Below are 26,573 nucleotides of genomic sequence, written 5' to 3'. Positions count from 1 at the left end.
AACCCGACCCATCACATGGCAGATGTGAAAGACAACGATTTTCCACGCACGCCGTCACGGCTCGAACGCTTCAGGCGCGTTTGGTTCGGCGCGCAGGGCCTGCGCTCAGGCTGGGCCATATCGCTGTACTGCGCGATCGTCGCAGCGCTGGTGTTCGCGCTCGATTACGCAGGGCATCGGCTGCATCATCCCCTGCACCCTTACCATGACCTGACTACTTCCGGACAGATTCCCTTCGAACTCGCGCTGTGCGCAGCCGCGCTGATCGCCACCTACGCGATGGGCCGCGTCGATCGCCAATCGTGGCTCGACTACGGACTGCGCGCGCCGCATCGCGCATTGCATTTCGCATGGGGCGCGATGTGCGGTTTTGCGGCAATCGCCGCGATCATGGGGCTGCTCGTGCTTACCGGCGGCGCGACGATCCGATACTCCGGCGTGGGCGCCACCGCCGCGCTCGAATCGGGCATCGTCTGGGCCGCCACGTTCGTGCTCGTCGCCTTCACGGAGGAAGTCGCGTATCGCGGGTATCCGTTTTTCAAGCTCGTGCGGCAGACTCACCCCGTCGTCGCGGCGATGCTCACGTCGGTTGCCTTCGGGATCTCGCATGTGTCGAATCGTAACGAGAACATCGCGGGAATCGTGCCGATCGTGATCTACGGATTGGTCGCAAGCGTCGCAGTCTGGCGCACCGGCTCGCTGTGGTGGGTGATCGGCGAGCATGCGATGTGGGACTGGAGCGAATCGTTCCTGTTCGGCGCGACCAATAGCGGACTCAGCTCACACGATACGCTGTTCACGAGCCGCGCCATCGGTCCGGTTTGGCTGAGCGGCGGCACCGTCGGCCCGGAAGCCAGCGCGTTGGTGTTTCCGTTACTCGCGGTGCTGGCGTATGCGGCGTGGCGTTTGCCGATGTGCGCGGACCCGGACCGCGCGTCGCTGCCGCACGCGCGCAAGCGGGCGATGTAGCGCACCCGCATCGACGCGGCCTGCGACAAGGCGGACCGGTACTGGCGCGTCGTCGCGCGCTGCAAGCTCAACGAAATATGGAGTGACGGCAGCCCGGCGCGGCTCCTCCATCGCGGATGAGCCGCGATGACGCCGCGCGGGCGCGAATGCAGCGGAATCGGAATCGCCGTCGGCGCGGCTGCGCGCCAACGGCAAAACCGCGCATCGCGGATGACGCGTGCGCGCCCCTCCGCAGCCGCGCCGAATCCATCGAGAAGCGCTGCGTTGACGCCGGATGCGAAGCCGGATGCCGGAGCCGCCTTAAAGCTCCGGCACGATGCGCGCGAACGCGACGGCTTCAGCCGACCTCAACGCCTATTCCAGCGCTCCTTGCGCTGCACGAGCGAGACAAGCTGATCGGCAATCCGATCGAGCGGCAGCACGGAAACCGCCGCGCCGATCGCGGCGGCGGCCTTCGGCATCCCGTACACGGCGCACGTCGCCTCGTCCTGCGCGATCGTGTAGTAGCCCTTGGTGCGCATCGACTTCAGCCCGAGCGCGCCGTCGCGCCCCATGCCCGTCAGCAGCACGCCGATTGCGTCGCCCTTCCAGTGATCAACGACGCTCTGAAAGAACACGTCAACTGACGGCCGGTACGGCGTCTCTTCCGGGTATCGCGTGTAGCCGAGCAGGCCACGCGGCGTCAGTTGCAGGTGGTCGTTCGTCGCGGCGAGCAGCACCTCGCCGCGCTGCGGCGCGCTGCCTTGCCGCGCGATGTGCACCGGCAGCCGCGTGTAGCTGTCGAGCCACTGCGCCATCCCGATCGCGAACGCCTGATCGACGTGCTGGACGATGACGATCGCCGCCGGAAAATTCTCGGGCAACCGCTTCAGCAGTTCCGTCAACGCGGTCGGGCCGCCCGCCGACGCGCCGATCGCCACCAGCGGCGGCAGCACACCTCGCGGCGGGGGCTCTACGATGGGCTGCGACACCGGCATTGCTGCGCGCGTCGCGAGCAGCCGGCCGATCTGGTCGATCTTCGCGAGCAGCGGCTGCGACGGATCGGCGCCGCCACGCTCGCCAAGCGTCGGCGTATCGACGGCATCGAGCGCACCCGCGCCCATCGCCTCGTAGACATACGATGCATTCGCGCCGACGCTCGCGGTCACGATCAGGATCGCGCATGGCGAGCGCGCCATAATGCTGCGCGTGGCCGACACACCGTCGATGCGTGGCATCACGAGATCCATCAGCACCAGGTCGGGCGGTTGCGCGATGCAGAAATCGACCGCCTGCTCGCCGTCGGTCGCCACCCACAACACGCGATGCTCCTGGCGCAGCGCGATCGTGCGGCGCAATGCCTCGACGGCGAGCGGCAAATCGTTGACGATGCCGATATTCATGACTTCACGCGTCCCCAATCAGGTCATGCACGGCGTCGAGCAGCGCGTCGTCGTGAAAGCCGCTTTTCGCCAGATAATAGTCGGCGCCCGCTTCGAGCCCGCGCCGCCGGTCCTCGTCGCGATCCTTGTACGACACCACCATCACCGGCACGGCCTTCAGCAGCGGGTCGCTCTTGATCAGCGTGACAAGCTCGATGCCGTCCATCCGCGGCATGTCGATGTCGGTGACGACGAGATCGAAGCTGTCGCCGCGCAACACGTTCCAGCCGTCCATTCCGTCGATCGCGATCGTCACGTCGTAGCCGCGCTTTTCCAGCAGCTTGCGTTCGAGTTCGCGCACGGTCAGCGAATCATCGATGACGAGCACCCGCTTGCGCCGCGCAGCCAGCCCTTCGCCGCCGTCGTGGTGTACCTTGGCGAGTTGCCCGCCTCGTACCAGCTTGTCGGTCGAGCGCATCAGATCCTCGACGTCGACGATCAGCACCGGATCGCCATTTTCCAGCAAAGCGCCCGCCGCGATATTCTGAATTTTGCCGAGCCGGCTATCGAGCGGCTGCACGACGAGCATCCGCTCGCCGATGAAGCGATCGACCGCGACACCGTATGTTTCCGGCTCGCCGCCCACGACGACGACGGCCGTCGTGGGCCGGCTCTCGTCGAGCGCGCCCGCATCGAGCAGTTGATGCGCGGTGACGAGGCCCACGCGGCGATCGTCGAGCGGGAAATGCTGCTGGCCTTCGAGCACGTCGATGTCCGCACGGTCAAGTTCGAGCGTGCGGCGCACCTGCACGAGCGGAAACGCGTAAGGCTCGCCGCCGACATCGACGATCAGGCTGCGGATCACCGACAACGTCAGAGGCAATTGCAGCACGAAGCGCATGCCTTGGCCGGGCTCGTTGAAGATCCGCACCGCGCCGCGCGCCGATTTCACCATCTCATGCACCGCGTCGAGCCCGACGCCGCGCCCGGATACGTCGGTCACCCGCTCGCGCATCGAGAAACCGGGCAGCAGCAGGAATTCGAGCAACTCCTGGTCGGACAGCCGTGCGGCCGTATCCTCGTCGGTCAGCCCGTGCTTGACGACCGCCGCGCGCACTGCGGCGAGATCGGCGCCCTGACCATCGTCGCTGACACTCACGAGCAGCGAGCCGGCGCTATGCCGCGCCTCGAGCGTGACGCTCGCCTCGGCCGGTTTGCCGCGCGCGAGCCGCACCTCGGGTGGCTCGATGCCGTGGTCGATCGCGTTGCGCAGCAAATGACCAAGTGGCGCGTCGAGCATGTCGAGAATGTCGCGGTCGACCTGCGTTGCTTCGCCGACGATCGAAAAACGCACGTGCTTGCCGAGCGAGCGTGCGAGATCGCGCACGACGCGCGGATACGCTCGCGTCGCATCGCCGAACGGACGCATCCGGCATTGCAGCGCCTCGTCGTAGAGTTGCTCGGCAATGTGCGTGCTGCGCCGCTCATAGCGGTCGAACTCGTCGAGCCGCGCCGCAAGCGTGCGCTGCAGATCCGTGAACATTTGCCGCACGTCGCCGAACGCGCTGCGCAAGCGCGGATCGGTATCGTCCGAGAGCGCTTCGTATAACGTATCGAGTGCGCGCGCGGCGTCGCGCTGCGCGCGCTTCATGCGCAACATCGCTTCCGAGAACGGCTTCAACCAGCGCGACTCCACCAGCGATTCGCCCGACAGACTCAGCAGACGATCGAGCGTATCGGCGCGCACGCGGCGCATTTGGCTCGATGCGCGGTCCGCGCCGGGCGCTTTGGACGTATCTTTCAACGGGTCTTTCGCGTCGTCTTTCGCCGGCTCCCTGGCGGGCTCCGTCGACCGATCCTTCACTGCGCGGGGCGCCGCGTGTTGCTCCATGGGCAGCTCATCCCGCAGCACGTCGGGGCGCGGCTCATGCAGCCCTGCTTCGGACTTCGGCGCTGCGGCGGCGCCCGCTGCAGCGCCGTTGCCCGCATCGGCCGCATCGAGCGCCGCGATGAACGCGCCGATATCGGCCTGCGTCACCGTTTGCGCCGTAAGCGGATCCCCCACGCGCACCAGCAGATCCACCCCCGTCAGCAGCGCGTCGACGTGACTCGGGCTCAGCGGCCGCCTGCCTTGCTGCACGGCGACGAAGCAATCCTCCATCCGCCCCGCGATATCGACACCCTGCTGCACGCCGACAATGCGCGCCGCGCCTTTCAGCGAATGCGCAGCGCGCATGCACGCATCGAGCGCGGCCGCGTCCTGTACGCCGCGCTCGAGCGCGAGCAGCCGCTCGGACAGCGCCTGGGTCTGCGTCTGCGTCTCCTCGCGAAACAGCTCGAGCAACGACGCGCGGCCGAAATCGTCGTCGGCGCTCATCGCAGGCTCCGTGCCAGTGAATCGAACAGCCGGTCCTCGTCGAGCAGTCCGACCGTCTTGCCGCGCCAGCCGAACACGCCGCGCGAATGCGCGTCGCCCGCACGGGCGACGGTCGCGGGCGCCGGCATCCATTCCGACGCAGCAAAACGCAACACGCCCTCTACTTCGTCAACCGGGAACACGACGGGATCGCCCCGATGCGCGACGACCAGCATGCGCGTGAATCCCGCGCGCAGCGCAACGCCGCTCGCGGGCGTATCCAGGCCGAGCAGTTGCGCCAGCGATACCGCGACTCGCAGCGTGCCGCGCACGTTGGCAATGCCGAGCACCGCACGATTGCGGCGATGCGGCAGCGGATGAATCTTGCGGGTGTCGACGATCTCGCACAGCACGCAGGTCGGCAGCGCAAGCCACTCGTGCGCGACGCGAAACACGAGTGCCGCATGCTTGGCATCGTCAATATCGTCGCGCGCCGCTTCGGCGGCCGTCTGCCCGGCGGCGAACCGGGACGCATCGGCCAGTTCCGCATCGGTGAGCGGGCGGTCGAGCAAGATTGCCGCATGGTGCGCATACACCGGGCAATTCAGACAGCGCCGATACTCGGCCAACCGCTCGCACGAACGATCGCCGCGCGTGCCGATGCGATTCCAGCATGCGTCGATCTCGACTGCGATCCGTGCTTGCTCAACGGCGCCGCGGCTCATGGGTTCCTCTCGGTTGACCGTCGTCATTCGTCAACTGCCCGACCGGCGGCACCGCTTCGGCCCGCGCCGCGCGACGCGCACGCTGCATCAGCCATTGCGCGCCAGCGTGATCGCCGCCGATGTCGAGCAGTGTCGCCAGATGCGTCAATGCTTCGTAATGCGACGGATCGAGGTATAGCGCCTTGCGGTAATCGTCGACGGCTTTATCGCCATGACCCTGCGCATCGGCGATCAGGCCGAGCAGATAGAACGCATCGGCACTCGGCCCGGCGGCATCGAGCGACGCCTGCACGGTCTGCCGCGCGGCGTCGAACTCGCCCGCGTCGGCAAGCCGCCGGGCGGCATCGAGCGACACATCGGACGATGCCGCGTCGCCCGCGGCAGCGGATGCGGGCGCGGCTATCGGGAAGGCGAGCGCGTCCGGCGCCTGAGGCGGCGGGACCGCACGCGACGCATTTGCATTCGCGGATGCTGGCGCGGCCCGCGCGGGCCACGCGGCATCGAACGCCGCCGTTGGGCCACGCTCCAGCCCGAAACGGGCAGGGTTATCCGATTCCGGCCACGCGATATCGGGCGTGCGTTCGAGCGATTCGAACACCGGCCACGACGCGGCGCCTGCCGTGCCTGCGCCGGAGGCATCCGGCGCAGGCGATGCGGTGTCCAAACCGCAGCCGCCCGTCTTGCCTGACGGCCGCCCGGCCCCGGTCCGCTGCTCGCACGCGGCCGCACCCGACCTGCCCCCAGGCGCCGCACCCGCGCCGGCATTCGCCGCCGGGCCCGCTTGCCGGGCGCCGTCCGCCCGCCCACCTGCAGCGGCCGACTTGTAAAACGCGAACGCGAGCGGAACCTGGGCCGATGCCATCATCCCTTGCCGCATCACCACGCCCGTCTCGGCTGGCCCGACAAACAGCACGCCACCGGGCGCGAGCCGGCCATCGACGATGCGCACGACACGGTCCTGCGCATCCCGGTCGAAATAAATCAGCACGTTGCGGCAAAAAATAAAGTCATACGGCCCGCAGGCGTAACCGGGAAGGTCGAGCAGATTCACGCGCCGGAACCGCACACACGCGCGCACCCGCTCGTCGAGCGTCCAACCGTCGGCCGCACTCTTGAAATGGCGGTCGCGAAACCCGAGCGCATGGCCGCGAAACGAATTGCGGCCGTACTGCGCCCGCTGCGCGTATTCGATCACACGCTGGCTGATGTCGAACGCGTCGATTTCGAAGCGCGCCGGGTCGATACCGGCATCGAGCAGCGCCATCGCCGCCGAATACGGCTCCTCGCCCGTCGAGCATGGCGCGCTCAGGATTTTCAGCATGCGGCCTGGCTCCGCGAACAGCCGCTCGCAGCTAAAACGCACGAGCAACGCGAACGCTTCAGGCTCGCGAAAGAACCAAGTCTCCGGCACGACGAACAGTTCGACCAACGCACGCCGCTCGTCCACCGATGCATTCAGCAACTGCCAATAGGCGTCGACCGCTTCGTCCGTCACCGGCTGTAAACGGTTTTGCTGCTCGCATTGGCGATCGTGCGCATCAGTTTGCATCGCGCGGATGCGCTCGACGAGCGCACGCTCGACGAAATCGGTGCCGAGCGATGCCGGATCGATCCCGGTTTCGCGCGACAACCACGCATGAAAACGCGCATCGAATACGTTCATGGCAGACTCTGCGTCAATCCATCCGCGCTCGGCGCGAGCGACGCGGCATAATCGAACAACAGCGTGCGCGCCTCGCCATCGAGAATCTGCGAAACCGCAACCCACTGAACGAGCCCATCGGCATCGCTCGCGATCGGCCCCAGCCAACGCGCGTGCGACGTGACGATTGCGCTGTCGCGGAACGCGTCGCGTGCGATGCGCGCCGTCTGCGTAGCACGCTCGACGACGAGCCCAAGCCGCCGCTCATACGGTTTGCCGAACGCAGGGCTGCCGCCATCGACGCTCGGCCGGTAGCGCACGATCGCAAGCCGCGTCGAGCGCAGCCGCTGCGACGCGCGGCCAAGCGCGAGCCGCGTCACGTCGATCACCGGCACGGGCTCGCCGCGATGCATCAGGATGCCGGCCGCCCACGCCGGCGCACCGGGAATCGCCCTCATGTCCGCGAGCGGCAGCACTTCGGCGATCTGCGTCGCATCGAGCGCGTAACGCTCGTCGTCGAGGTGAAACAACAGGAACAACATGTCGGCTCCGTTGGATGCATCGAAAGTCACGGCGCATCGACCTTGAAGCGCGACACGCCGGTGCGCAACTGGTTAGCGACCAGCGTGAGATCGTCGATCGCCTGCGACGATTGCCGCAACGATTCAGCCGTCTGCTGCGCAGCCTCGGAGAGCTGCGACAGTGCCTGCGTGATCTGCTCGGCGCCATTGGCCTGCGTCTGCATGCCTTCGTTGACCATCTGAAAGCGTGGCGCGAGTGCCTGTACTTCGGCAATGATCTGCGAGAGCTGGGCGCCCACCTGCTGAACATCGCGCATGCCGCGCCGCACCTCCTCGGAGAATTTATCCATCCCCATCACGCCCGCCGAGACGGCCGACTGGATTTCCTTCACCGTCTGCTCGATGTCATACGTCGCGACGGCCGTCTGGTCGGCCAGCCGGCGAATCTCGGTCGCCACGACCGCGAAGCCGCGGCCGTACTCGCCCGCTTTCTCCGCTTCGATCGCCGCGTTCAGCGACAACAGATTGGTCTGATCGGCGACCTTCGTGATCGTCGCAACCACCTGGTTGATGTTGATCGCCTTATCGTTGAGAATCGCGAGCTTCGCGTTCACCGAGCCTGCCGCGTCCATCACGCTGCGCATCGTCTCGCCCATGCGCGTGAGCCCGCTTTGCCCGACGCCCGCCAGCGTGGCCGACTGCTCGGCCACCGCCGACACTTCGTTCATCGTATGCAGCAGATCGCGCGAGGTCGCGAAAATTTCGCGCGACGTCGCGCCGATCTCGGTCGTGGTCGCCGCCGTTTCGTTCGCGGTCGCCTGTTGCTCGCGCGACGTCGCCGCGATCTCGGCAACCGAAGTCGTCACCTGAAACGACGATTTCTGCGCTTGCGCGACGAGCGCGGTCAATTCGTCGGCCATCCGGTTGAAGCCGTTCTCCAGCGTGCCGAATTCGTCGCTGCGGCCCAGATCGAGCCGCTGAGTCAGATCGCCGGTGCGCATCACATCATGCACTTCGATGAGCCGCGCCATCGGCACGGTAACCGCCCGATACAGCAAGTAGCCGAGCACGAGCGCGCTCACGAGCACGACGCCAAGCGCAATCGCAAGCGTGACTTCGGTGCCTTGCGCCGAGTTGCGGATCGCCACGGCCGACTGCTCGGCAAAGCGCCGGTTTTCCTTGACGAGAATGTTTGCCAGGCGAATCATCTCCGTCCAGGCAGGCGTCATCTTCATATACGCGGCAACCGCTTCGCTCCTTGCGCCATGCGCCTTTTGCAACGTGTCGTTCAACAGCGGCAAATATTGATCGTAAGCGGTGCGGAATGCATTGAAGCGATTCTGGTCGTCGTCGCGGAAAATGGACGCCTGATATTCGGCCGACAACTTGTCGAATTCCTGCAGGGAGCCGGGAATCGCCGCGAGATCGCGCTTGATCGCATCGGGCTCCGTATCGACGAACACCGCGCGCTGCATCGCGATATACGATTCGTTCGCCGCCGCGCGCAATGACGACGCGAGATACACGCCCGGGAGAGAATCGCGCTCGATACTGACGGCTTCTTCGTTGATCGTATTCAGCCGCTGATAGGACAGCGCGGCGGTCATCAACATCAGTATGAACAGCACGCCGAAACTGAGCAGGATCCGGTTACCCAGCATGAGCCGGCTGCCGCCGGCGGAAGGTTTGGACTGCTCATGGCTGGCGCGAGGCGTCACGGTAGACATATCGTTCGATCCGGCTGGCGGAAAAGCGTTTGGAAATAAGCACCGCGAGTGTAACTTGATCCTCCCGGCGCGTGGCATCGCGCCGGATACATCCGGGCATTCGGCTGCCGGCGGCTCAAGCCGCGCCGGTTTCCTTCGGCACCCGCAGCCCGGCCAGGAATCCGCGCGTCGTATAGCGCATCAGCAACTGGCCGCGATGCTTCGCGGCCGTCGCGCGCACGAACGCGAGCCCCAGCCCGAAGCCGCCGCGCTGCGCGCCGCCCGTCGGCACGAGCCGCACGAACGATTCCATCGCGGCCGCGCGCTGTTCCGGCGCGATGCCTGCGCCCTCGTCCTCGACGCCGATCAGCCAGCCGTCGCCGTCGTCGACGAGCGTGCAGTGCACTTCGGAGTGAGCCGGGCCATATTTCAATGCATTGTCGACCAGGTTCGCGACCGCGCGCGTCAACATCATCCGGTCGCCGATGCACAGGCATTCGGCGGGCGGCACGTCGGCACTCACGCGGCTGCCGATGCAAGTCGCTCTTTCCCACATCTGGTCCACCGCGTCGAGCACGACCTCGTTCAGGCTGACGAGATCACTCGGACGCTTCTCGGACTGCGCGCGCGTCAAATGGATAAAACCGTCTGCAAGCGCGAGCGCGCGACGTGCATGCGCCTCGATCCGCTCGAGAATGGGCGGCATCTCGCCGTGCCCGTTGCGGTAGACATCGAGGAGCGCGAGGATCGACGTTTGCGGCGTGCGCATGTCGTGCGACAGAAAATCGAGCACTTCGTCGCGCTGGCGCAACATCAGGTACGAATTCGAGTGATAGCGGATTCGCGCGATCAGTTCGATGGTGTCGGGCAGCTTGACGAGATAGTCGTTTGCGCCCGCCATGAATGCGGCCCGCTTGACGTCGGGCTCTTCCTTCGCGGACAGCACGATGATCGGCACCCGCGCAGTCTGCGCCTCACTGCGCCAAGTGCGCACGAGATCGAGACCGTCGATGTCGGGCATCACCAGATCCTGCAGGATCACGGTCGGCTTCACGTCCTTTGCCACCGACAGCGCGCACTGTGCATCGGTGCAGGTATGCAGCACGATGTCGCGCTCCGGAACGAGCAGGCGGCGTATCACCTCGCCGACGAACGGCTGGTCGTCAACCAGCAGCACGGAAATCTCCGATTCCGGAGCATCCGGCGCGTTATCCCCATCCGCTTTGTTCATCATATCTTTACACTACGCAATCATCGCCTTCGTTGCCTGCCCGCTCGTCCGTCGGCCAATTCGGGTGGGCTATAAGCAGGTCCTAATTATTTCCGATTAGAATATAAATGCCGATGTTAAATGAAATTGAGACAATCTGCTGCTCTTATTCATCGGCCGGAACCATTCCATTCCCGTATTCCCGTTAGGTGGCCGAATCGTGTCGCAACCACTCCCCCAAACTCGCATCGGCTGGCTCCGTTCAAACCCGCTTTTGCCGGATTCCGCCACTCCCGGCTCATGGTGCGCGGCACAACGCACCGACTATTTATCTCAAAAAAGCGTTTCCATCGACATTGTCGACACGGCCATTATGCAGGACAAGCGTTTGCGCATCTTTCAGTTTTATCATCCAAAAAGTAATTATCTTGAAATATTGAAAAGAACTGTCGCAAAAACCAGTGCGGCGCACGTGCTGCGTTGCAGCCCGCTCAACGCTTGCGCACGACCATCAGGCGCAACTCGGTCATGTCTTCGATCGCATACCTTATTCCCTCGCGACCGAGCCCCGAATCCTTGACGCCGCCATACGGCATGTTGTCCACGCGGAACGACGGCACGTCGTTGATCACGACACCCCCCACCTCCAGTTCATCCCATGCCCGCTGCACGTGCGCGAGCGAATCGGTAAACACCCCCGCCTGCAAGCCGAAATCGCTGTCGTTCACCCGCGCGAGCGCATCGTCGAAGTCGGAGAACGGTTCGAGCAGCGCCACTGGGCCAAACGCCTCCTTGCGATACAGATCCTGCTCGCGTCCGACCTGCTCGAGCAGCGTCGCCTCGAACATCGCGCCGTCGACCTTCCCGCCCGCGACGATCGTCGCCCCCGCCGCGACAGCCGCGTCCATCCAGCCGGCAAGACGCCGCGCCTCGGATTCGGAGATCATCGGCCCGACGAAAGTCGCCGGGTCCTTAGGATCACCCATCTTCAGCGAGCGGGTTTTCTCGATCAGCTTATCGCGCAGCGCATCGTACACATCGGCATGCGCGAGAATCCGCTGCACGCCGATACAGCTTTGCCCGGATTGGTAGTACGCACCGAACGCGAGCCGCTCGACGACGTAGTCGAGTTGCGCATGCTGGTCGGCGTCGACGATCGCGGCCGCATTGCCGCCCAGCTCGAGGACAACCTTCTTCTTGCCCGCCTTACGCTTGAGTTCCCAGCCGACGGCAGGCGAACCGGTAAACGACAGCAGCTTGAAGCGCTCGTCGGTCGTGAACAGGTCGGCGCCGTCGCGATGCGCGGGCAGCACCGAGAACGCGCCTTTCGGCAAATCCGTTTCCGCGAGAATCTCGCCGATGATGAGCGCGCCGACGGGCGTGCGGCTTGCCGGTTTCAGCACGAACGGACAACCGGCAGCCAGTGCCGGAGCGACCTTATGCGCGGCGAGGTTCAAAGGAAAGTTGAACGGCGAGATGAACGAGCAGGGGCCGATCGGCATACGCTTGTAGTAACCACTATAGCCCTGCGCGCGCGGCGAAATTTCGAGATTGATCATCCCGCCGTCGATGCGCACCGATTCTTCCGCCGCAACGCGAAACGTATCGATCAGGCGCGTGACTTCGCCCTTCGAATCGTTGATCGGCTTGCCTGCTTCGATGCAGAGCGCTTCGGCGAGTTCGTCGAAACGTTCGCGAAATCGCGCGACGCAATGTTCGAGAATCGCCTGCCGCTTGTACGCGGACAGCTCGCGCAGCGGCTTTTGCGCATCGACGGCCGCCGCGATCGCCGCGTCGATCGCCGTGGCATCGGCAAGCGCCACGCGCGTCGCAACCTGGCCGCTGTATTTGTCGGTGACGGCGAGATCCGCGTTCGCATGAACCGGTTCGTTCGCGAGGTAGTACGGATAGGTTTCCTTCAGCATGACGAATGACTCCTTTCCGGTAGGCAATGCAAGTTCCGGCTGCTATGCGGGTCGTCACAGTTGAGCCGATAGACGCTTGATTTCGCGGTTCAGCACGCGCTCGTTGTCCGAGTAGTCGATCGGCACGTCGATCACATGCACGCCCTGCGCCGCGAAGCATTCACGCAATAACGGCTCGAGCGCGTCCGCCGATTCGACCCGGTGCCCGTGCGCGCCATAGCTTTGCGCATACGCGACGAAATCCGGATTCGACAGCGTCATCGCGAAATCCGGAAAATTCATGTTCTCCTGCTTCCAGCGAATCATCCCGAACGCGTCGTCGCGCAGGATCATCACGACGAGATCGAGCTTCAAGCGCACCGCCGTCTCGATCTCCTGCGAATTCATCATGAAGCCGCCGTCGCCGCATACCGCGATCACCTTGCGCTGCGGGTGCACGATCTTCGTCGCGATCGCCGACGGCAAGCCGGCGCCCATCGACGCGAGCGCATTGTCGAGCAGCAGCGAATTCGGTTCGTGCGCGCGCCAATAGCGGGCAAACCAGATCTTGTACATGCCATTATCGAGACAGACGATGCCGTCGGCGGGCAACGCGCGGTACAGATCATGGACGATGCGCACTGGATAAAGCGGAAAGCGCGGATCGTCCCGCCCTTTCTTCAGGTGTGCTTCGAAATGCTCCTTGATCATCGCGAAGCGCGCGAAGTCCCAGTGCGGCTGCGGCGTCAGCGCCTCCTTCATCTGCCATACCGCGTTCGCGATGTCGCCGACCACTTCGATCTGCGGGAAATACACGGGGTCGACCTGCGCGCCGAGAAAATTCACGTGAATCACGGTCTTGTCGTCCTCGTGCATGAAGAACGGCGGCTTCTCGATCACGTCATGGCCGACGTTGATGATGCAATCGGCGTACTCGATCGCGCGATGCACGAAATCCCCATCGGACAGCGAAGCATTACCGAGCCACAGCGGATGCGCCTCGTCGATCACGCCCTTGCCCATCTGCGTCGTGAAAAACGGAATGCCCGTGGCATCGACGAATTCGAGCAGCGTCTTGCAGGTCGTCTTGCGGTTGCCGCCCGCGCCGATCATCAGAAGCGGATGGCGCGCCGCCCGAATCGCATCGACCGCGCGTGCTACCGCCTTGCACTCGGCGATCGGACGGCGGCTGTAGCTCGCGGGAATCGGCTGGCCGTCCCCCTCCTCGTGGGCGATATCCTCGGGCAATTCGAGGTGCGTGGCGCCCGGGCGCTCCTCCTCCGCGCGCCGGAACGCCTCGCGCACCGCCGACGGAATATTGCCGATCGACACGATCTGCCGCGTCAGCTTCGTGAGCGGCTGCATCATCCCGACCACGTCGACGATCTGGAAATGGCCCTGCTTGCTCGACTTGATCGGCTTTTGCCCGGTGATCATCAGCATCGGCATGCCGCCCAACTGCGCGTAGGCCGCGGCCGTCACGAAGTTCGTCGCGCCCGGGCCGAGAGTCGACAGGCAAACGCCCGTCTTGCCGGTGAGCCGTCCATAGGTGGCAGCCATGAAGCCCGCCGCCTGCTCGTGGCGGGTCAGGATCAGCTTGATGCGGGAGCGCCGCAGCGATTCGAGCAAGTCGAGATTTTCCTCGCCGGGGATGCCGAACACATACTGAACGCCTTCGGCCTCCAGCGCCTTCACGAACAGATCGGATGCTTTCATCGGGATTCTCGGTTGATGCCATGCATCCGGCCTACGGACGGCACGGCGCTGAATGACGCGCACGCCGGCCTACGACGCGCGCGACCCGTTTGCTTCGACTGCACACTCACAAGCCACAACCACGACGACGCGGCAACACGCGATGACATGCGGCCCGATTCACGGCGATCGATCGGATGCCGTAACGATTGCCGGCGCAGGCGGCCAGCTCACTGCCGGCGAAGCTGCTGCGATTCGATTGTAGAAGATCGGCGGAAATGCCGCTTTGATGCAAGCGGCGTACCACAATGGTGACGAGCAAGAAACCCGCGCCCGTCATCAGTCTTTTGCGTGATAAGCGGCAATTTCCTGCAAATCGAGATCGCGTTCCAGCACGTGCAGCACTTCGTCGTGAATATGTCCGCCCCGATGCAGCCGTAGCAACTCGGCGCGACCGGCGGCGATCGCCGTCAGCACGATGTCGTAGTGCGCATGGCGTGCTTCGACCGGAAGCACGGGCTCGTTCTTGAGGCGCTCGCTCAGATTCGCGCGATACGTATATTGTTCGAGCAGCCGGGGATGGATCACGTTTCCGTCGGCGTCGCGCACGTGCGGCTGGATCGCCTCGAGCTGCGCCGCCTCGATGCGCGCCCACACCTGCGGCTCGGTCAGATGATGGCGCTCGGGGCCCGTGTCGCGCAGTTTCAGAAGCTGAATCAGCGGCCCGATCGTCGTGCCCTGCAACAGCACGGTAACGAGAATCACCGCGAACGCGGCGACGAGGATCAAATCCCGGCCCGGCATTTCGTCGGGCAGCGACAACGCGATCGCCAGCGTCACGACGCCTCGCATGCCCGCCCAGCTCGTCACGAACGCCGCTTTCCAGTCGGTGCGCGGGCCACGCCGCGCAATGCGCACCACGGGCCCCTTCAGGCATTCGACCGCGAAAACCCACACGAAGCGCGATACGACCACGGCCGCCAACACCGCGAGCACGGCAGGCGCCATCGTGGCGAAGACCTCGCCAAGCCCGCCCAGCCGCACAATCACGCTACGCAGCGATAGCCCGATCAGCACGAACACGAGCGCCTCGAGCAGGAACACGATCACCTGCCAGAATGCCGTGCCGCGATTGCGTACCGAAGCGGAAAAAATCTCGTGCTGATGCCAGCCGAGCATCATTCCCGTCGTCACGGTCGCGATCACGCCGGATACCTCGCACATTTCACCGGCGATATAGCTGATCCATGCGGCAAGCACGGCGGTCGTGATCACGAGATAATCGTCGTCGAGCAATGCGATGAAGCGCACGATCAGCCAACCGACGATAAAACCCACCACGACTCCGCCCACACCCAGCTCGACGAAGCTGACGAGCGCGTGCTCGAAGCTGAACGCGCCGGTCAACGCGGCGGCAACCGCAAAGCGAAACAGCACCAGTCCCGCCGCATCGTTCAACAAGCTCTCGCCTTCGAGCAGCACCATCAGCCGGCGCGGCAACGCGACACGTTCGAGTACCGCCTTCGCCGCGACCGCATCCGGCGGCGAGACGATCGCGCCAAGCGCGAAGCATGCCGCCCACGGCAACGCCGGCACGGCAAGATGCACGGCCACGCCGACGGCGAGCGTCGTGAACACCACCGCGCCGATCGCCAGCATCATGATGCCGCCGACGTTGCGCTTGAACTCCTCCCAGACCGAAAAATACGCGCCGTCCATCAAGAGCGGCGGCAGAAACACGATCAGCACGAGTTCGGGATCGAGGTTGATCGGCGGCAGCCCCGGCAAAAACGCAATGCCCGCGCCGCCGACGAGCAACGCGGCGGCAGGCGGCAACCTGAGCCGCTTGGCGATCAACTCGAGCGCGACGATCGCAAGAAAGGACAACAAAACAAGCTTGAATGCCGAAACCGGGGACATGGAAGCACCTTCGCTACAAAAATGAATGGCCAGCCGCATGGCGGATCGCGCGATTACAGCATGTCGCGCGGGCGCCGTCGAGAAGACGGTCTTCCATTTCGATCGGAATGCCGGGGTTTCGGCACGGCAACGCCGCGTGGCTTCGCGCCGGTCGCCTGCCGGCCGCCCCGCTCAATAAGGCAGGGCCCCTGCCCACCGCACGACGCACGACACCACGTACAACCCGAGTCCAATCAATCCGCCGACCAGCGTGCCGTTGATGCGGATGTATTGCAGATCCTTGCCGATGTTCAGCTCGATCTGCCGGGACATGTCGCGCGCATCCCAGTTCTTTACGGTGTCGCGGATATGCCGCGTGAGGAATGCGGCAAAATCCGGAGCCATCTCGCTTGCCGCGCGCTCGACGTGCTCGTTCATCGATTCGCGCAATTGCGGGCTCTGCGCAAGGCGCTCGCCGAGCCAGCCGCCAAGCGCCGTCGCGCGGCCAAGCAGCACGGAATCGCCGCGCGCGAGATCGGCCTTCAGCCACGCCCGCAACTGGTCCCACAAATCCTTGACGTAGCGGCCGAACGCATCACCGTCGCGCAAATAACGCTTGATTTCCTCGCCCTTCTCGATGAACGCGGGGTCGTGCTTCAACCGAGCGACAAGCCGCGCGGCGGCCTCGTCGAAGCTGCGCCGCAACCGGTGCTCGCGGTCCTCGCCCACTTGCGTGAGCACGCGTGTCACGACGTTCGAGATCAGCGCCGCGCCGTTCTCGCCGAGCCAATTCATCGGCAGCAGCCGCTCCATTTTCGGAAACTCGTAGCGCAGCCAATCGACGATGTAAGTCGCGATCGTCGTGCGATTGTCCGGATCGCGAAGCAACGCGACCACCTGCTCGATGCCGTCGTCGAGCAGGACCTGGTGGCGGCCATCTTTCGTCAGCGTATCGAGAATCGCGCCCGCCGATTGCGACAAGTCGACACCGTCGAACACCGCATGAAACGCGTCCTTCACGAACTGCTGGATGCGCGCGTCGTCGGTCATGTCGAGCCCAAAGCCGACGAGCCGCGCCGCATAGCCGCCGAGCACGCCGGCATTGCGCGGCGCCGCGAGCCACTGCGCGAGCCGCGCGGCCGGATCGTGCCGCTTGATCAGCGAGACGAGCGAGGCCGGATCGAGAAATTTGTCGCGAACGAATTCGGCGAGATTGTCGGCGATTTTTTCCTTGTTTTTCGGGATGATTTCCGTGTGCCGAGACACGAGCGGAATCGGCACGCGCCGGAACAGCGCGACGACCGCGAACCAGTCGGCAAGCGCGCCCACCATCGACGCCTCGGCCACCGATTTGATCCCGTCGACCCACAAGCCGCGCGGCGCGAACAAAGTCGCGGCGAACACTCCGGCGGCGGCCGACAGCAGCGCGAACGCGCGCCGCTTGCTGCTCCTGAGTTCCTGTTCCTTGTCGTCGAACATCGCCATCCGATCATCCGATTCCAGCCGTCGCGCGCGCTACGGCGCGCAAGTCAGGAATTTCACCATCAACCGCTCGTCCGAGTAGCCGTTGGCGCCCTTCAGCGCACGCGGCTCGACACCATAGGCGACAAAGCCGCACCGTTCGTAGAACGCGCGCGCCGCATCGTTGCCGTCGATCATGGCCAGCGTGACCTGCTCGATGCCGTCCATCGCATTCGCGGCCGCAAGCGCTGCGTCGAGCAGGGCGGCGCCCACGCCGCCCCGACGCGCAGCGGGCGCAACGTACATGCCCCACAGCAAGCCTTTGTGGCGCGTCTTTGCGCCTTCCATCTGCTTGATGCCGGCCATGCCGACAATCCGGCCGTCGATGTATGCGCCGAATACGGTCGTTGCTTCGAGCTGCTGAGCGAATGCAGCGAGCGGACGCGCGGCTTCGACGTCATAGGACGAGCCGAACGCGTCGGGGGCGTCCCGCAGCGCTGCAAGACGGATCGTGCGATAGTCGGGCGCGTGCGCCGCCGACAGCAACCGGATCTTGACGGGTAATACGAAAGCTGAATCGTTCATTGCCAGCACCGCCACCATGAAAACGGACGTTGCCCGATGGTACACCGGCCAGCCCGCTTCGCCGAAACCGCTTTGGCGCCGGCGGCGGCCTTTTTGTGGCGTTCGGCATCGCCGGCCCGCACCGGACGTAGCTGCCGGGCCGCGCGTTCCGAGGACGCGCTTGAACCAGATCAGTGTCCGCCGAATCCGTCGACGCATTCGGCGCGAGGCAGCCTCGCATCGCACCAGCGAACGCCGGTTCAGGCACGCATTACCATTTACAATCGATCGTCCACGCGGCACTGCGGCCTGCCGCACATACCATCGACTCAACGAACACCCACCCGATGCCAGAAGGAATTCACTACGCGCCGTCCCCGCTGCGCCTCCTCGGCGCGCTGCGGTCCTGGCGGCTTCGCACCACCGCCACGCTCGCCCGTGCGATCGCCATCAGCGCCGTGTTCGGGCTTGGGCTCGCCGGATGCGCGACCCATCCGCCCGCCACCGCGCTCGAGCGCACCGTTTCGCATGCGTTGCCGCCCGGCACGTCAACGCCGCTGGCCGACGCGCTCGCCGTGCCCGAGCGCGCGCATCCGGGAAAATCGGGCTTCGTCGTACTGCCACGCGGCGATGAAGCACTGCAAATGCGCATCGCAATTGCGCGCGCCGCGACGAAAACGCTCGACATCCAGTACTACATCGCCGCCGAGGACACCACGGGCAAACTGCTGCTCGGCGCCGCGCTCTATGCGGCCGACCGTGGCGTGCGCGTGCGGATGCTGATCGACAGCCTGAACTTCAAGGACACCAACCAGTTGATGGCCGCGCTCGATGCACACGAGAATCTCGAAATCCGTGTGTTCAATCCGTTCGGCGCGGTGCGCCGCGGCGTGCTCGCGCGCACGGCGAATCTTTTCACCCGCATCGATAGCTTCACGCGCCGGATGCACAACAAGGCGATGATCGCGGACAACCAGGTCGCGATCGTCGGCGGGCGCAATCTCGGCGACGAGTATTTCAACGCAAGCCCGAGCCTGCAATTCCGCGATCTCGACGTGCTCGCGGCGGGCCCCATCACAGGCGACATATCAGCGAGCTTCGATGCATATTGGGCGAGCGCGCTCACGTATCCGCTGCCGGTGCTGAACCGGCGGCATTACGACGCGCAAGATCTCGACGCCACGCGCGACGTGCTACGCGCGCACTGGCGCGACAACGCAGCGCCATACAACGCGAAACCGCTGAACGCGACCCCGCTGTCCGAGCAGATCGCGCGCGACGAGCTCGGGCTCGTATGGGCGGACGCTGAATTCGCGGCCGATTCGCCGGACAAGATCACCGCCCCCAACGACGATTACAAGAGCCCGCCGATGCAGCGGCTTGCCGAACTGACGCGCGGCGCGCAACGCGAGTTTCTCGTGCTGTCGCCGTACTTCGTCCCGCGCGACGCGGGGGTCGACGCGCTCGGGCGGCTGAGCGCGCGCGGTGTACGCGTGGCGATCCTCACGAACTCGCTCGCCGCCACCGACGCGGTCGCGGTGCAGGCCGGCTATGCGCCGTACCGCGTGCCGATGCTGCGGCGCGGCGTCGAGCTATACGAATACAAGCCGGACCAGGCACGCCCGCACACCCGCATGCTCGGCTCACGTTCCCGCGCGAGCCTGCATGCGAAGGCTTACGTGATCGACCGGAAGGTGCTCGTGATCGGTTCGATGAACCTGGATCCGCGCTCCGCGCGTCTAAATACGGAACTCGCGCTCGTGATCCACAGCCCGCAGCTCGCGGGCCAGGTCGCCAATCTGTTCAACGCGGCGACGAACCCCGCCGTCAGCTATCGTGTAACGCTCGCGCCCGATACGCCGGGCACTGCGCAGGCCGCCGCAAGCACGTGGCCGCTGGTATGGACGAGCATCGACGATGGCCGCGTTCACACCTACAGCATCGATCCGAACGCAGGCTTCTATCGCAACCTGCTTGCCGGGCTATGCCGGCTGCTGCCGATCGACGATCAGCTTTAATCCAACGCGCAATATCGTGCGCGCCCCGCAGTGTGCGTTATAGCGCACTGCGGATCTTTGCAGCGAGCGCTTCGAGTTCCGCCGCATCAGCCATCTCGCGCGCATGCATCTTGAGCGGCTCGTCGGCCCAGCGCGGAATCACGTGAAAATGCACGTGCGGCACCGTCTGCCCCGCCGCCGCACCATTGAACTGTCCGATGAAGAGCCCCTGCGGTTCGAGCGTCTTGCGCAGCGCGAGCGCGACGCGCTTCACCGTTTTCATACATTCAGCCGCGCCGGCTTCGGACAGTTCGTAGAACGTTTCCGCCTGCTCCTTCGGCAGGACAAGCGCATGGCCCTTCGATTGCGGCATGATGTCCATGAACGCCAGCGTCGTATCCGTTTCGCACAATCGGATACACGGCATTTCGCCGCGCAGGATTTTCGCAAAAATGTTCGATTGATCGTAGGCCATCAAAAAACTCCCGGCTCGCGAGCCTGTTTATCGGATGTTATCGGATATCGGATTACCGTAGACGCACGATTCTTACCGCTCGGGCGCGATCGTGCAAGCAATCCGGCTCGCAGCGCCGGTGCCGGGACTGGCGCGTCTGCGCCGGCAAATACTCCGGCGCGGGCGATCCGGCTCGACGGGGCTCAGCGCGGCAGGAGCGAGCGCAGCGCGACCGACCGGTCCGCAAGTTGCGCGGCGGTGAGCTTGACGTCCGCAGTCATCAGCCGGCGACACACGGCAATTTCGCTTCCCGCGTTCACCGCAGCCGCAGCCCGCAGCCGGCCCTCCGGGTTCAGCGCGAACACGCAGAACGCGTGCTCGTGCGGTGCGCCGCGCGCGACCAGCGTTTGCCCGCTGTCGAAAAGACCGATTGTCTGCAGGTTGCAGTCGTACTGATCCGACCATAGCCACGGCCATTGCGCATAGATATGCGCACCGCCGAGCATGTTCGCCGCAGCAATGGCTGGCTGGTTTTCCGCGACCTGCCACGATTCGACCCGCACCGGCTTGCCGACGAGCGGATTGAAATGCCGCGTGACCTCGCCGGCAGCGAAAATCGCCGGATCGGCGGTGCGGCACTGTGCGTCCACGCACACGCCATCATCGACCGCGAGCCCGGCCTGCGTCGCCAGCTCGACGTTCGGCGTAACGCCAATGCCGGCAACGATAACGTCCGCGTCGAGCGCGCCCATGCTCGTATCGACGACGCCCGCGCCATTCGCACCGCGCCGGATCCGTTCGGGCAACGTACAAAGCCGCACGTCGACGCCATGCCGCGCATGCAACGCGAGCGCGAACGCACTGACCGCCTCCGGCATACCGCGTTTCAACAAACGTTGCGCGGGTTCGATCAGCGTCACGCGACAACCGAGCCGCACCGCGGAGGCTGCGACCTCCAACCCGATAAAACCGCCGCCCAGCACGGCGACGCGCTTGCCAGGCAAAAGCACCGCGCGCAATGCGCGTGCATCGGCGATAGTGCGCATGTAATGAACCTGCACATCCGGATCGAGCGGCCCCGTGAAATGCCGCACGCGCGAGCCGGTCGCGATCAGCAGGCGCGCGTATCCGACGCTCGAGCCGTCGCTCAGCCGCACGCGCCGCGCAGCGCGCTCAATCGCGTCGACACGCACGCCGAGCCGCAACTCGATGCGCCGGTTGCGATACCACGCGGCATCGCGCATGAATGCGCGCCGCTCGCCGTCATCCCCGAGCAGCGCGTCCTTCGACAGAACGGGCCGGTCATAAGGCAATTCGGGTTCCGCACCGATCAGCACGATCCGCGCGGCCGGATCGCACTCGCGCAGCGTTTCGGCCGCGCGCCGCGCCGCATGGCCGCCGCCCGCGATCAAGTAAGGATCAGCCGTCGACATGGATCTCCACCCGAGCGTCGACGATACGAATCGGATACGCGCGCACGGGCGCCGTCACCGGCGGGCACTGCGGCGCACCGGTTCGAATATCGAAACGCCCCTGATGCAACGGACATTCGACGCAGCCGTCCTCGACAAAACCTTCGGACAACCGCGCATGCCCGTGCGTGCACAGATCGTGCAACGCAAACACGTCGTCGCCAATCCGGAATACGGCCACCGGCGTGTTGCCGACGACGCGCATCGCCGGTTCGTCTTCGATGAATTCGTCGAGCGCGCCAAGCGGCTGCCATGCGGCGACGGTTTCATTACTCATGCTTCGAACTCCTGGTCAGATCAGATCGGCGTCGCGAGCAGCGTCTGCACGCGAGACGTGTCGTAAATCACGCGCTTCTTCTTGTAGCGCAGCCCGGTGGCCGTGCGCACGACCGTGTCGCAATACTTGCCCGCCTGATAGACGTTCGATTCGCCGTCGCTGCGCGTCTGCACGACGACGTAGCTGCTCTGCGTGTCGATTTCAGCGTCGCGCTCGCCGACGATCGTGAGCCCCGACGTCATGTGCCGGTACGTGTGCGCATCGTAGATATTCGCGTAACGCAGCGACACGACGCGATCGCGCAGCATCCGCCGGTTTGTGCAATGAACGATGCCGATCGGCAATCCCAGGTCCGCGTTTTCCTTAGGAACGATTTCGTACAGGCAATCGTCGGTGAAAAACTCCGGCCAGCGCTCGAGCTGATCGTTGTCGAGAGCGGCGACGTAGCGCTCCTGCAGCATCCGCAGTTCGAGCCACAGCCGAATGTCGTCGGTGATATCCGTCATGTTCGCCTCCCGCTCAATAGCCCATCAGCTTTTGGTAGCCGACCCAGAATTTGCGGATCAGGCTCTCGGTGATCGCCGTGTCCTGCTGATCCGGATTGCCGCGCGACATCTCGATCACCGAAGCCGCTTGCGCATCGCGCACCGTGCCGCGCTGGACCAGTTCGGTCGCCTCGGTATCCTCCATCGAGATGTAGCCCGCCGGCCCGACGAGATTCGCCTGCTTGATCCGCAACGCGCGCAGCTCGGGAGTATCGTCCGCATAACCGAAGAAGTGGAAGATCAGTTCGAAATTCTTCGGCCCCTTCGGCAAGAGCTGCCGTGCGACTAGCGTATTGTGGATCTGCTGGATCACTAGTTGCGGAAAGATCGGCTGAATGTGATTGGTCGTATCCTCGTCGTATTCGGAGACCAGCGCGAGTATCGAATCGTCCTCGAGCGAAAATCCTTCGTCGAACGAACGGATGTGCTGCTGCTTGTACGCGCTCGCGGTGTCCTCGTCGTCGCGCGTCTTCGTCATCGTGATGATGCTGTGCAGGCCGTGCGCCGCGTCCGGAATCGAGCGTGCCTTCATCCCGACTCGAAAGATGTTGAACGTCGTATGAAACAGATGCAGCATGCTCGCGTGGTACGGGTCCTTCACGTTCTCGAAGTACAGTTTCCAGTTCGATTTCGAGTATTGCCGCGTGCAGCCGAGATACTCGATCGGCTTATGAAAGATCCGGTCGATCCACGGCCGCATCTGCGCACCGAGGTAGTCGGGCAGCGGCGCGACCTCGTCGCTGAATGTGGCGAACACGAGCCCGCGATAGCTGTCGACGCGCAGCTTGCGCAGCCCGTGACGCTTCGGATCGAAATCGGCGGGCATCCCCGACATGCCTTTCTGCCCGCGCCGGAACGGCACGCCGAGCAGATTGCCTTGATTGTCGAAACTCCACTGATGATAGACGCACGTGTGTGAGCTTGCGTTACCGCGCGCGCGGCGGCAAATCTGCGCGCCGCGGTGCGCGCAGCGGTTCACCCATGCGGCAAGCGCGCCGTCGTCGCCACGCGTGACGACCACGGGCGTATCGCCGACAAACGTGCTCTTGAAGTCGCCCGCACGTGGAATTTCCGCTTCGAGCGCGACGAAGCTCCATGTCGGCCCGCGAAAGATGCGCTCCTGCTCGCGCTCGTACACGGCCTGCGAGCTGAACACTTTGTATGGCACGCGCGAGCCGTCGTCGTGCGGAAACCGCACATCGGACGAATCGGCGCGATCGACCAGCGATACCGGCGATTCGGTCAATTCCATCGTTGTCTCCTGTCAAGGCGGTCGACAAGCCACCCGATGGAATCCATTTTTGAAAAGCCAGAATCCGGCGTCTATCCGAAAAATGCGCGCCATGCGCGATTGCGGCGGTGCAGTATCCACTTTCGGCAGCTTTTCAAGGTACGATGCGCATTAGATTTGCCGTCCGGCCGACGAACGACGTTCGAGATGCCGGCGCGCCATGCGAGGCAACCGGCCATGTCCCCCATCCCATTCGAGCCGCTCGCGCTGCGCGAGCACAGGCTGTTCGAATCGCGCGATCTCGACGAAACGCGCGAGCGCATCTCGCGCGTGATGCAGCCGCACGCGCTGCTGCCGAGCGGCGCCGCGACCGGGCCCGCCCATATGGACTTCGTGCGGCTCGGCGGGCTTGGAATCGGCGCGATCGCGTTCGGCGATGCGATGCAGGTGCGCGTCGATGCAGTCGACGGCTATCACTTGCTGATGTTTTGCCTCACGGGCCGCGCCCGAGTGCGCGCGATGGGCCGCACGTTCGACGTCGACACCCGCACCGGCGTGTTGTGCGCGCCCGGTGAACCGTTTGCCGCGCAGCTATCGGCTGATTGCGAGCAGTTCGTGCTGCGCATCGATGCCGCCGCGCTTGCCGCGTGCGTCGGCGACGCGGCGACGGCGCTCGAGCCAGTCATCGGCGTCGGCGACTCGTCGCTGAGCGCGTGGATGCAACAGCTCGCGCTCGTCGCACGCTCGCCGCAGCTACTCACCTGCGCGCGCGTGAACCCGCGCGTGGCTACGCGGCTCGAACAACTGCTGATCGACCTGTTGATCGACGGCCATCCGCCCTGCGCCGTGCCGGCGCGGCGCGCCGGCACGGCGCCCGGCTTCGTTCGGCGCGCGCAGGCACTCATCGATGCCCAGTTCGCGCAGCCATTGCAGCTCGCGGATATCGCCCGCGCAGCGGGCGTCCCCGAACGCACGCTGCGGGACGGCTTCGTGCAATTTTGCGGCACGAGCCCGATGCAGTATCTGCGCCAGGTTCGTCTCGATCACGCTCGCGAATGGCTGCTGCACTCGGCGCCGGCCAACCGGCGGATCGCCGAAATCGCGCTCGATTGCGGATTCACGCATCTCGGCCGTTTCGCCAATGCCTATCGCGAGCGGTTCGGCGAGCTGCCGTCAGCAACGCTAGGCGGCGCACGCGACGGCTGATCCGGCATGCCGTGAACGGCGGCACACCATCCGCCGCGTTCGCCGCTCTGCCAAGCAACCGGCACGCACGAAGCAGCATCCGGCGCCGCGGCGCTGCGACGACAGCCGGCCTGGTCACGCCATCCGGCCCAAACGGATGGCCACAAGCATTTGCCGCGCACACCGAACAGCGGAGCAGCCCAGCTCACTGCAAGACCGGAAGCCCCAGGCGCTCCCTATTTCGACAACTGCGCATCAATACAAGGAATGCGGCGGCCAACCCTGCTTCGGCAGGCATCAAGCCGGAAGCTCGCATGCCTGCTTGAGAAGGCTGCGCAATGCACGGTTGGCGGGGTCCGTACCAAAGCGCGGATGCCATGCCTGCGAGATCAGCACCGGCGGTGTCGCCACCGGCAGTTCGCGCGTGCGCATGCCGTGCCGGGCGGTTTGCGTAAGCCGCTCCGCGACGCAGGCGACCAGATCGGTCTCCCGCGCGACCGCCAGCGCCTCCGCGAACGTCGGCGTCACGACGGTCACGCGCCGCGAATGGCCCAGCACATGGAGCATGTCGTCGACGGGCCCCGTCGTGCGGCCGCGCCGCGAGACCGTCACGTGCTGATAACGGCAAAAGAGTTCCGGCGTGATCGTCTCGGCTTGCTCGAGCGGGTGCCCGACGCGAAACGCCGCAACGAAGCGGTCGCGAAACAACGCCTGACGGACGATCTCGGGCCCAATATCGGCAATCACACCGACATCGAGATCGATCAAACCCTCGCGCAGCGACTCGACGTCTTGCTGGCCTTGCGCCTTGAAGCGCAGCTGCACGTTCGGCGCCGCTTCCATCATCAACATCAGCAGCACCGGGCCGAAACTGCTCACGAAGCCGTCGTCGGCGCGAATCGTGAAGGTGCGCGTCAATTGCCGTAGATCGAACGTCTCGCCGTCCTGCAGCAGCGCGCGCGCGCGCTCGACGATTTCGCGCGTCCCCTTGCGCAGCGCCAACGCGCGCGGCGTCGGCACCAGTACGCGGCCCGCGCGCACGAAAATCGGATCGCCGATCATTTCGCGAATCTTGTTCAGCGTGCGGCTCATCGTCGGCACGCTGAGATTCATCCGTTCGGCCGCGCCCGTCACGCTGCCCTCGGTCAAGAGCGCATCGAGGGCGATCAGCAGATTCAGATCAAGTGGTTGTTGCATGCCTTTTAGGATCGAAATCGTTTCCTCGAACCGCCCGGCTCGGCCGGACGGGCGAACGCCGCGCTCGTGGCGAAGGCGCGGCGTGCCAATTGTCGTGAAGAGAACCGTAGCACGAACTTGACTTGCGATAACTGAAAAGTATGTTTTCGTCGTAGATCATTTCTGAAAATCAACGCCGTCGCTAACCTCCGGAACGTAAATC

The 26,573-nt window shown here is 64.9% G+C and carries 22 protein-coding genes; 3 read left to right on the top strand and 19 right to left on the bottom strand.

Going from position 1 to position 26,573, the window contains the following annotated elements:
* Window positions 1-15 precede the first annotated feature (15 nt).
* Complete coding sequence (locus tag AQ611_RS17450) at window positions 16-969, top strand: CPBP family intramembrane glutamic endopeptidase (protein WP_069235511.1); 954 nt, start codon at window positions 16-18, stop codon at window positions 967-969.
* Between the two features lie 347 nt (window positions 970-1,316).
* On the opposite strand, the gene cheB is transcribed toward AQ611_RS17450, so the two are convergent.
* From cheB to AQ611_RS17385, 13 genes are all read right to left on the bottom strand, one after another.
* Window positions 1,317-2,351: a chemotaxis response regulator protein-glutamate methylesterase gene (gene cheB / locus AQ611_RS17445; protein WP_059515240.1), complete on the bottom strand. Its 1,035-nt coding sequence runs from the start codon at window positions 2,349-2,351 to the stop codon at window positions 1,317-1,319.
* Window positions 2,352-2,355: 4 nt separating this feature from the next.
* Entirely contained in the window at window positions 2,356-4,707 is a 2,352-nt protein-coding gene (locus AQ611_RS17440) for a hybrid sensor histidine kinase/response regulator (protein ID WP_069235510.1), read from the bottom strand.
* The gene (locus AQ611_RS17435; RefSeq protein WP_059515244.1) at window positions 4,704-5,411 is read right to left on the bottom strand and encodes a chemotaxis protein CheW; all 708 of its coding nucleotides are present in this window, start codon (window positions 5,409-5,411) and stop codon (window positions 4,704-4,706) included. Before AQ611_RS17435 ends, AQ611_RS17440 begins: the two co-directional genes overlap by 4 nt.
* Complete coding sequence (locus AQ611_RS17430; RefSeq protein ID WP_069235509.1) at window positions 5,392-7,074, bottom strand: CheR family methyltransferase; 1,683 nt, start codon at window positions 7,072-7,074, stop codon at window positions 5,392-5,394. The genes AQ611_RS17435 and AQ611_RS17430 overlap by 20 nt, the downstream gene beginning before the upstream one ends.
* Complete coding sequence (locus tag AQ611_RS17425; protein ID WP_069235508.1) at window positions 7,071-7,595, bottom strand: chemotaxis protein CheW; 525 nt, start codon at window positions 7,593-7,595, stop codon at window positions 7,071-7,073. The genes AQ611_RS17430 and AQ611_RS17425 overlap by 4 nt, the downstream gene beginning before the upstream one ends.
* 26 nt (window positions 7,596-7,621) lie before the next feature.
* A complete protein-coding gene (locus tag AQ611_RS17420) occupies window positions 7,622-9,301 on the bottom strand; it encodes a methyl-accepting chemotaxis protein (protein WP_069235507.1) in 1,680 nt (559 codons plus the stop codon).
* A 115-nt stretch (window positions 9,302-9,416) separates the two neighbouring features.
* Window positions 9,417-10,514, bottom strand: coding sequence for a hybrid sensor histidine kinase/response regulator (locus AQ611_RS17415; protein WP_059515250.1), 1,098 nt, complete (start codon window positions 10,512-10,514; stop codon window positions 9,417-9,419).
* Window positions 10,515-10,981: 467 nt separating this feature from the next.
* Window positions 10,982-12,415, bottom strand: a complete 1,434-nt coding sequence (locus AQ611_RS17410; RefSeq protein ID WP_069235506.1) for an aldehyde dehydrogenase family protein — start codon at window positions 12,413-12,415, stop codon at window positions 10,982-10,984.
* A gap of 54 nt (window positions 12,416-12,469) precedes the next feature.
* On the bottom strand, window positions 12,470-14,110 hold the full coding sequence (locus tag AQ611_RS17405) for an acetolactate synthase large subunit (protein WP_059515254.1): 1,641 nt from the start codon (window positions 14,108-14,110) through the stop codon (window positions 12,470-12,472).
* A 106-nt stretch (window positions 14,111-14,216) separates the two neighbouring features.
* Complete coding sequence (locus tag AQ611_RS17400) at window positions 14,217-14,411, bottom strand: hypothetical protein (protein ID WP_146011734.1); 195 nt, start codon at window positions 14,409-14,411, stop codon at window positions 14,217-14,219.
* A 17-nt stretch (window positions 14,412-14,428) separates the two neighbouring features.
* Window positions 14,429-16,009, bottom strand: coding sequence for a Na+/H+ antiporter (locus AQ611_RS17395; protein ID WP_059515258.1), 1,581 nt, complete (start codon window positions 16,007-16,009; stop codon window positions 14,429-14,431).
* Window positions 16,010-16,180: 171 nt separating this feature from the next.
* On the bottom strand, window positions 16,181-17,467 hold the full coding sequence (locus tag AQ611_RS17390; protein WP_069236362.1) for a DUF445 domain-containing protein: 1,287 nt from the start codon (window positions 17,465-17,467) through the stop codon (window positions 16,181-16,183).
* A 36-nt stretch (window positions 17,468-17,503) separates the two neighbouring features.
* Window positions 17,504-18,034: a GNAT family N-acetyltransferase gene (locus AQ611_RS17385; protein ID WP_069235504.1), complete on the bottom strand. Its 531-nt coding sequence runs from the start codon at window positions 18,032-18,034 to the stop codon at window positions 17,504-17,506.
* A 326-nt stretch (window positions 18,035-18,360) separates the two neighbouring features.
* Between AQ611_RS17385 and AQ611_RS17380 the strand changes: the two genes are divergently transcribed.
* Complete coding sequence (locus AQ611_RS17380) at window positions 18,361-20,031, top strand: phospholipase D family protein (RefSeq protein WP_083237439.1); 1,671 nt, start codon at window positions 18,361-18,363, stop codon at window positions 20,029-20,031.
* A 37-nt stretch (window positions 20,032-20,068) separates the two neighbouring features.
* Here the strand turns inward: AQ611_RS17380 and AQ611_RS17375 are convergent, their stop codons facing one another.
* From AQ611_RS17375 to andAc, 5 genes are all read right to left on the bottom strand, one after another.
* Window positions 20,069-20,485, bottom strand: coding sequence for an HIT family protein (locus AQ611_RS17375; RefSeq protein ID WP_069235503.1), 417 nt, complete (start codon window positions 20,483-20,485; stop codon window positions 20,069-20,071).
* A gap of 182 nt (window positions 20,486-20,667) precedes the next feature.
* Window positions 20,668-21,897, bottom strand: a complete 1,230-nt coding sequence (andAa, locus tag AQ611_RS17370) for an anthranilate 1,2-dioxygenase system ferredoxin--NAD(+) reductase (RefSeq protein WP_069235502.1) — start codon at window positions 21,895-21,897, stop codon at window positions 20,668-20,670.
* Window positions 21,884-22,213, bottom strand: coding sequence for an anthranilate 1,2-dioxygenase ferredoxin subunit AndAb (andAb, locus tag AQ611_RS17365; protein ID WP_059515264.1), 330 nt, complete (start codon window positions 22,211-22,213; stop codon window positions 21,884-21,886). The genes andAa and andAb overlap by 14 nt, the downstream gene beginning before the upstream one ends.
* A 20-nt stretch (window positions 22,214-22,233) precedes the next feature.
* Window positions 22,234-22,719: an anthranilate 1,2-dioxygenase small subunit AndAd gene (gene andAd / locus AQ611_RS17360; protein ID WP_069235501.1), complete on the bottom strand. Its 486-nt coding sequence runs from the start codon at window positions 22,717-22,719 to the stop codon at window positions 22,234-22,236.
* Between the two features lie 13 nt (window positions 22,720-22,732).
* Window positions 22,733-24,010 (bottom strand): anthranilate 1,2-dioxygenase large subunit AndAc, encoded by a 1,278-nt coding sequence (gene andAc / locus AQ611_RS17355; RefSeq protein WP_069235500.1) that lies wholly within the window; start codon window positions 24,008-24,010, stop codon window positions 22,733-22,735.
* A gap of 216 nt (window positions 24,011-24,226) precedes the next feature.
* Between andAc and andR the strand changes: the two genes are divergently transcribed.
* A complete protein-coding gene (gene andR / locus AQ611_RS17350; protein WP_083237548.1) occupies window positions 24,227-25,195 on the top strand; it encodes an anthranilate 1,2-dioxygenase regulatory protein AndR in 969 nt (322 codons plus the stop codon).
* A 276-nt stretch (window positions 25,196-25,471) separates the two neighbouring features.
* Here andR and AQ611_RS17345 read toward each other — a convergent pair whose 3' ends face one another.
* Complete coding sequence (locus AQ611_RS17345) at window positions 25,472-26,371, bottom strand: LysR family transcriptional regulator (protein ID WP_069235498.1); 900 nt, start codon at window positions 26,369-26,371, stop codon at window positions 25,472-25,474.
* Window positions 26,372-26,573: the final 202 nt, after the last annotated feature.

The sequence above is a fragment of the Burkholderia singularis genome, assembly GCF_001718875.1.
Lineage (GTDB): Bacteria > Pseudomonadota > Gammaproteobacteria > Burkholderiales > Burkholderiaceae > Burkholderia > Burkholderia singularis.
Note: the sequence above shows the minus strand (reverse complement) of the source record. Positions and strands in the feature narration are given on the sequence as shown.